The sequence below is a fragment of the Mycobacterium sp. NAZ190054 genome, assembly GCF_001545925.1.
Lineage (GTDB): Bacteria > Actinomycetota > Actinomycetes > Mycobacteriales > Mycobacteriaceae > Mycobacterium.
The window spans coordinates 1-7,396 of sequence record NZ_LMVQ01000185.1; the positions used below are offsets into that span (position 1 = coordinate 1).

Consider the following 7,396-nt stretch of genomic DNA (forward strand, 5'->3'; position numbering starts at 1 on the left):
TCGTGGTCAAGATCCAGCGCCCGGGCATCCGCCGCCGGGTCGCCGCCGACCTGCAGATCCTCAAACGCGGACGCCGGCCTGGCGGGGCTGGTGATCACGCCCGGATACGACCTGCGGTACCTGCTCGGCTCCCGGGCGCAGACCTTCGAGCGGCTGACCGCGCTGGTGCTGCCCGCGGCCGGGGAGCCGACGATCGTGGTGCCGAAGCTCGAGCTCGCCGCGCTGAAGGACTCCGCGGTGCCCGAACTCGGTGTGGCCGTGCGGGACTGGGTCGACGGCGACGATCCGTACCGGCTCGTGGCCGACGCGTTCCCGGGTGCGGTCCCGCTCGGCGTCGCGGTCACGGATTCGATGCCGGCGCTGCACCTGTTGCCCCTGGCCGAGGTGCTGGGCGAGGTGCCGGTGCTGGCCACCGACGTGCTGCGCACGCTGCGGATGGTCAAGGACCGGGCCGAGGTCGACGCACTGCGCAAGGCCGGCGCGGCGATCGACCGTGTCCACGCGCGGGTCCCGGAGTTCCTGGTGCCCGGCCGGACGGAGGCCGACGTCGCGGCCGATATCGCCGAAGCGATTGTCGCAGAAGGCCATTCGGAGGTCGCGTTCATCATCGTCGGGTCTGGTCCGCACGGTGCGGACCCGCACCACGAGTGTTCGGACCGGGAGCTGCGCGTCGGCGACATCGTCGTCGTCGACATCGGTGGCCCCTACGACCCCGGGTACAACTCCGACTCGACCCGGACCTACAGCATCGGTGAGCCCGACCCCGAGGTGGCGCACCGGTACTCGGTGCTGCAGCGCGCTCAGCGCGCCGCGGTCGAGATCGTCCGGCCGGGGGTGACCGCCGAACAGGTGGATGCGGCGGCTCGCGACGTGCTGGCCGCCGAAGGACTGGCGGAGGCGTTCGTGCACCGGACCGGGCACGGTATCGGGCTGTCGGTGCACGAAGAGCCCTACATCGTCGCGGGAAACGAGCTGCCGCTGCAGGAGGGGATGGCGTTCTCCGTCGAGCCGGGCATCTACTTCCCGGGCCGGTGGGGGGCGCGCATCGAGGACATCGTGATCGTCACCGGCGACGGCGCGGAGTCGGTGAACAACCGGCCGCACGACCTCGTCGTGGTGCCGGTGCCGTGACCGGGGTCAGGCCTCGCCGCGGTCGAGCAGCGCCGAGGACCCGAGCACCCGCACGACGCGCACCTCGATGACGACCCGTTTGGGGTTCGGGCGCGGCGTGCGGTAGCGCTGCGCATAGCGCAGTTCGGCGTCGCGGACGGCGTCGATGCCCGTGCGCACCGTCGACTTGCCCTCCAGCGACAGCCACCGGGCACCGTCGACCTGGCTGAGTACCGCGACCCCGCGATGCTCGGCGTTGACGGCCTTCTGCGAGCCACCCGAGGTGATGACCCGGGCGATGTGCGTGGCGGGGTCGAAGGTGAACCCGACGGCCACCACGTGCGGGGACCCGTCCGCCCGCAACGTGGTGAGCATCGCGAGGTGGCGCTCGGACAGGAACGCGAGCGCGTCGTCGGTCAGTCGGGTCGTCGCCTTGGCCATCGGGTCCACGCTAGCGCAGGCGATAATCGGCGCCGTGAAGGACACGAACGCGGCACCGGTGGTGATCTTCGGCGGGCGCAGCGAGATCGGGGTGGAACTGGCGCGGCGGCTGGCGGCGGGCGCGACGGTGGTGCTGGCCGCCCGCCGGCCCGACGAGCTGCACGACGAGATCGCCGCGTTGGAGGACGCGGGGGCGGTGGCGGTGCGGACCGTGGCCTTCGACGCCGACGATCTGGCCTCACACCCCGCACTGGTCGACGCGATCGTCGCCGAGCACGGTCCGATCGGTGTCGCCGTGCTGGCGTTCGGGATCCTCGGGGATCAGGCGCGCGCGGAGACGGACGCCGCGCATGCGGCCGCGATCGCGCACACCGACTACGTGGCCCAGGTGAGCCTGTTGACGGTGCTGGCCGCCCGGATGCGCCAGGCCGGGACGGGAACCCTGGTGGTGTTCTCGTCGGTGGCCGGCGTGCGGGTGCGCCGCGCGAACTACGTCTACGGGTCGGCCAAGGCGGGCCTGGACGGCTTCTGCAGCGGCCTGGCCGACGCGCTGCACGGCACCGGGGTGCGGATGCTGGTGGTGCGGCCTGGTTTCGTGATCGGCAGGATGACCCACGGGATGACCCCCGCCCCGCTGTCGAGCACCCCGGCGCAGGTGGCCGATGCGACGGCGCGGGCGCTGCGCAAGGGGCGCGCCACGGTGTGGATCCCCGCGCCGCTGGCGGTGCTGGCGTTCGCGTTCAGGATGATGCCGCGCGCGGTGTGGCGCAGGCTGCCGCGGTGACCGCCGGTCAGACCGTGGTCGGCGAGGACGCCTGATACGACCTGACCAGGTCGATCGACTCCAGCTCGCGGATGGCCCGGCAGCCGCGGTGCAGCATGGTCAGCATCATCTCGTCGCCGCGTTCGGTGGACGACGCGAACGCGGTGCCCAGCGCGGTGATCAGCGGCGCCTGCAGCACCCCGAGCCGGTAGTCGTGCCAGCAGGTCTCGACGTCGTAGCCGGTGACGCCGTGGCCCAGCAGCGCGGCGTGGTAGCGCTCGACCAGTCCCCGTTCGACGGTCGCGCGGGTTTCCGGCAGCAGGCTGGTCGCGGTGAAGTAGGCCAGATCCCGGCTGGGCAGGCCGAGGCCCAGGGTCTGCCAGTCCACCACGGTGATCCGTGTGCGGTCCGGGTCATAGAGCAGGTTGTCGAGCCGGTAGTCGCCGTGCATCAGCGAGAAGCGGTCCGGCACCGCGAGCAGCCAGGGGGTCACCAGGCCCATCGAGGTGACCAGCGTGTCGCGGTCCTCGGCGCTGACCGACGCGCCGAGTTTGTCCAGCGTGATGTCGGCCGCCATCACCGCGACGTCGCCCATACCCTTGGCTGCGGCCTCGTCGCCCGGTTTGGGCATCACGATCGACGCGAGGTCGAAGTACCGGCGGTCGTTCCAGGTCGGGCCGTGCAGCCCGGCCAGCGCCTCGACCGCCAGTTCGGCCTCGGCCGGGGTGCATCCGGCGATCTGGTCGCCCTGCTCGGCGGGCGCCATGTCGGCCAGCACCAGCACGAAGTCCCGGCCGTCGGAGGAGATCTCGCTGTGGAAGCAGCCCGGCGCGGGGATGGCCACGTCGGCGGCGATGGACGTGTAGAAGTCCACCTCGGACACGTAGCCCAACGCGACGCGCTCACGCACCTCGTCGTCCTGGGCGGGTAGCTTCACCGCGAAAGTGGCCGGGGCAGAAGGTGATCGGGCGCCCTCCGGGTAGGTGGCGGTGACCCGGTAGGTGGCGCCGGTCTGGCCGGTGCCGATGGCGACGACGTCGACCACGCTGACGTCGGTGCCCAGCACCGCACCCAGCCACGCGGCGGTGATGTCCTCAGGGCTGCGGGGGATCGTCATGTGGACCGCCTTTCGCTAGCCGACGGCGCCGGCGTAGATCGTGCGCAACCAGATCGTCTCGGCGCCTTCGAGCAGTTCGGTTCTGCTGAGCCGGCCGCCCATGGTGTAGCGCTCCATCAGACGATCGTTGAACTCCAGCAGCAGGCCGGCGATCACCTCGGCGGAGGCCCCGGCCGGGGCGCGGCCGGCGGCGCGTTCGCCGGTGATCATCGCGGCGACGGGCGGGACGAAGGACTCCCGGGCGTCGTCCCAGACCTCGCGGATCGCCGCGCTGGACCCGCGGGCGTCCAGCATCGCCTGCAACAGGTAGCGGTGTTGATCGACGGCGTCGAGCAGCGCTTCGAGCATCCCGCGGATGCGGGTGCGCGGCGGCTGCGCCGTGCTGCTGAGCAGGTCGCTGGCCAGGAATCCGTCCTCGTACATCGGTTCCAGCAGCGCGGCCACCGCGGCGGCCTTGTTCTCGAAGTAGAAGTAGAACGCCGACCGGGTGACACCGGCCCGGCGGGTCACGTCGGCGATGTTGAGGCCGTCGAAGCCGGACTCGCGCAGATGGTGGTCCAGCGACTCCAGGATCGCGCTGCGCCGCAGGTCGCTCTTCTGCGGCTGACGCCGGTCGGTCGGCGACCGCACCGGAAGACCTCGCTGCACGCGCGACCCTAACTCGCAATTCTGACGACTGTCAACGATGCGAGACGGATGTCAGGGCGTCAGTCGCGGGCCCGGTAGCCGGCTGAGGTCGCGACCAGTATCTGACCGTGTCCCGGGCTGCCGCACGCCCGTTCGCAGCCGACGAAGTGCCGGTGAGCTGCGATGTCGCGATCGTTCACGGCCGCTGCGGCATCGGCGCGCACATCGGCGGCCGAGCGTGCACAGCCGGGGCTGCCGGTGCACGCCGACACCGACAGCCACGGCGAGTTCTCGTCGAAGATCAGCCCGAGGGGCGCGAGCACCCGCAGCGCGACGTCGGCGACCGCCTCGTCCAGGTCGAGCACCAGCATCGACCGCCACGGCGTCACCGCCAGAGGAGCCTCGACGGCGGCCAGGTATCGCGCCACCCGGGCATCGAGCACACCGAGCGGCACCGCCGCGCCGAGCGCGACGCGTCCGTCGTCCTGGTCGATCCAGCCGACCGGGGGCCGGATCGACGCAGACCACGTGGTGCCCGGCCGGTCTGTCGGCGTGTGGTCACCGAGCAGCTCCGCGGGGTCGTCGAGTTCCCGGACCCGCCAAGCGGTTCCGCGCATCGCGATGAAACGCTTTGCAAGGAGCAGTAATTCGGGCACCGCATGGTTCAGCGGGATTCGCACGCCGGTGTCACGGCCGGCGAGAAGCACTGCCGCGGTGCGGTCGTCGAGCACGTGGACGCCGGCGTCCGCGCCGAGACCGGAGACGTCGCCGCGGCCGTCGTCGATACCGAACACGAACCGGCCCGGCAGCGCGACCAGTTCGGGATCACGTTGCAGCGCCGAATCCAATGCGCCGACCAGAGCCCTGGTGTCACACACTCCACCGCGACGGCCCGACAGCGGTGAGGCGATGATGTTGCGCACCCGTTCGTGGGTCGGCGACGGCAACAGGCCGGCGCCGGCGAGCAGTCCGGCGACGGCGCCGGTGTCGCGGATGCCCCGGATCTGCAGGTTGGCCCGGGAGGTCAGTTCCAGTGTCGCCGTGCCGAAATCCGCTGCGGCCTGAGCCACCGCCTCCAGTTGGGCGGCCGCGATCGCCCCACCCGGCAACCGGACCCTGGCCAGTTCGCCGTCGGCCGCGGAATGGGTCTGCAGCGCGCCGGGGCACGCGTCGTCGTCCCTGGTCCTGACCACCCGTCCACGGTACTCGGCGCCGCCGCGCCTGCGGCTGGGGCGCAGGCCGCGTAGTCGAGCGTGCCGGTGCCGGTGATTCACGTAGCCGACTACCCACGACCCGGCCGGTCCGCGTTCGTAGGTTTCGACATGAGGGCCGCCGACGCGGCCCGCCGAGATCGAATCAGGGAGTGGACATGGCCGAATCGGCCGGATAGTCGAGTGATTCGACCATGGCGGGTGGGCGGCCGGAGTAACGTCAGCCCTGCTCCGAGGGGGTCGGCATGGGGATCAGGGTGGCGATCATCGGCGCAGGCATGTCCGGTCTGTGCATGGCCGCGAAGTTGCAGGACGCGGACGTCGAGGACTTCACCGTCTTCGAGAAGGCTGACGAGGTCGGCGGCACCTGGCGCGACAACACGTATCCGGGCCTGGCATGCGACGTGCCGGCGCGCTACTACGCCTACTCGTTCCGTCCCAACCCGGAGTGGTCGCACCTGATGCCTACGGGACCCGAGGTGTTCCAGTACTTCCGCGAGTTCGCCACCGAACGGGGTATCCGTCGGCACATCCGCTTCGGTGCCGACGTCACCGAGGCCCGTTTCCGCGATGGCACGTGGTGGGTGACGACCTCCGCCGGTGTCGAGGAGTTCGACGTGCTGGTGACCGCGACCGGGTTCCTGCGCGTACCGCGTCATCCCGACATCCCAGGGCTGGACACCTTTGCCGGACCGATGTTCCATTCGTCGCGCTGGGATCACTCGGTTTTCCTGTCCGACAAGAGGATCGGGCTGATCGGCACCGGTTCCACCGGCGTGCAGATCACCTCCGAACTCGGCGGTGTCGTCAAGCACCTCACGGTCTTTCAACGCACGGCACAATGGATCTGTCCATGGCCCAACCTCAGGGTGTCCGAGCGCACGAAAACCGCGTTGCGCCGGTGGAAGTGGCTCAACAGTCTCGGGTACTGGTTCTGGGGCGGCTTCGTCCGCTCGATCTTCGGCGTCGCGCCGGTGCGGCCGGGCTGGCAGCGGTGGCTCTATCAGACGCAGTGTCGTTGGAATCTCCGGTTGTCGGTGCGTGACAAGGAGCTCAAGAAGAAGCTCACGCCGAAGGACCAACCGATGTGCAAGCGGATGGTCTTCGCGGGCCACTACTACCGGGCGGTCCAGAAGCCGGACGTCGAGATCGTCACCGATCCGATCGTGGAAGTGGAACCGCGGGGCGTGGTCACCGCTGACGGCACACTGCACGAGGTGGACCTCCTGGTACTGGCCACGGGGTTCGATTTCCACGCTTATGTTCGGCCGCTGACCATCTCCGGCGAGGACGGCCGCACGCTCGACGAGGTGTGGGCCGACGGGCCCACGGCCTACCGGGCCGTCGCGGTTCCCGGGTTTCCCAACATGTTCATGCTCATGGGTCCCCACGCCCCGGTCGGGAACAACTCGCTGGTGCCCGTCGCCGAGGAGCAGGCCGACTACGTCATGTGGTGGATTGACCAATTGCGTTCAGGCCGAATCCTTTCGGCTGCGCCCACGGTGGCCGCCACCACGCAGTACAACGACGCGATGAAAGCGGCGATGCCGGCAACGGTGTGGACCACAGGCTGCCGCAGCTGGTATCTCGGCAAGGACGGGCTGCCCGAACTGTTCCCCTGGGAGGCATCCCGATACACCGAGCTGATGCGTTCACCGCGGCTGAGCGATTTCGAGGTACGCACCGCCGCGGTGTGACAGTCGTCACTTCGTCGGGCGGACAGTCTCGTCACTTACAGAACGCTCTTTCCACCTGGTACCGGCGGTACCGTTCCGCCTATCGAAACCCGCGTCGGACGCGGGAAGGTTGGAAGGAATGGCAATGTTGGCATTCATCGTTTTCACCGCATTCATCGCCGTGCTCGTCGCCGTGATCGGTACGCCGTACCGGCAGACCTGGTACGGCCGCTGGCACGGCTGAGCCGGGCCGCCGGCGCATCGGCACGCGGGACGCCGCCTTCCGGTCAGGAAATTGGTGCGCGGTCCTGTCGGTGGGGTGGGGTAGCGTCGGTGGCATGTTCGAAAGTTTGTACTGCTTATCTGCTTAAGTGGACTAGCAGCGATCAGAATTCGCCGTAGGTATCGCTGGTGATGAATTCGGTGGCATCGTCGTTGGACGAGAACGGCT

Annotated in this window: 7 protein-coding genes; 3 read left to right on the forward strand and 4 right to left on the reverse strand. The window is 69.8% G+C overall.

The genetic code is table 11. The features are described 5' to 3' along the window. Window positions 1-1,131, forward strand: a 1,131-nt coding sequence (locus ASJ79_RS14425; RefSeq protein WP_369803679.1) for a M24 family metallopeptidase, incomplete at its 5' end; no start/stop codon positions are given. Between the two features lie 6 nt (window positions 1,132-1,137). On the opposite strand, the gene ASJ79_RS14430 is transcribed toward ASJ79_RS14425, so the two are convergent. Continuing rightward, the gene (locus tag ASJ79_RS14430; RefSeq protein WP_067956272.1) at window positions 1,138-1,551 is read right to left on the reverse strand and encodes a F420-dependent biliverdin reductase; all 414 of its coding nucleotides are present in this window, start codon (window positions 1,549-1,551) and stop codon (window positions 1,138-1,140) included. A gap of 34 nt (window positions 1,552-1,585) precedes the next feature. Between ASJ79_RS14430 and ASJ79_RS14435 the strand changes: the two genes are divergently transcribed. After that, window positions 1,586-2,335, forward strand: a complete 750-nt coding sequence (locus tag ASJ79_RS14435) for an SDR family NAD(P)-dependent oxidoreductase (RefSeq protein WP_067956267.1) — start codon at window positions 1,586-1,588, stop codon at window positions 2,333-2,335. A 7-nt stretch (window positions 2,336-2,342) separates the two neighbouring features. On the opposite strand, the gene ASJ79_RS14440 is transcribed toward ASJ79_RS14435, so the two are convergent. From ASJ79_RS14440 to cobG, 3 genes are all read right to left on the reverse strand, one after another. After that, window positions 2,343-3,431 (reverse strand): phosphotransferase family protein, encoded by a 1,089-nt coding sequence (locus tag ASJ79_RS14440; RefSeq protein ID WP_067956268.1) that lies wholly within the window; start codon window positions 3,429-3,431, stop codon window positions 2,343-2,345. Between the two features lie 15 nt (window positions 3,432-3,446). Then, window positions 3,447-4,061, reverse strand: coding sequence for a TetR/AcrR family transcriptional regulator (locus ASJ79_RS14445; protein WP_067956273.1), 615 nt, complete (start codon window positions 4,059-4,061; stop codon window positions 3,447-3,449). A gap of 77 nt (window positions 4,062-4,138) precedes the next feature. Then, on the reverse strand, window positions 4,139-5,251 hold the full coding sequence (gene cobG, locus ASJ79_RS14450; RefSeq protein ID WP_067956270.1) for a precorrin-3B synthase: 1,113 nt from the start codon (window positions 5,249-5,251) through the stop codon (window positions 4,139-4,141). A 263-nt stretch (window positions 5,252-5,514) separates the two neighbouring features. On the opposite strand from cobG, the gene ASJ79_RS14455 reads away from it, so the two are divergent. Then, window positions 5,515-6,966, forward strand: a complete 1,452-nt coding sequence (locus ASJ79_RS14455) for an NAD(P)/FAD-dependent oxidoreductase (protein WP_067956271.1) — start codon at window positions 5,515-5,517, stop codon at window positions 6,964-6,966. Window positions 6,967-7,396 lie beyond the last annotated feature (430 nt).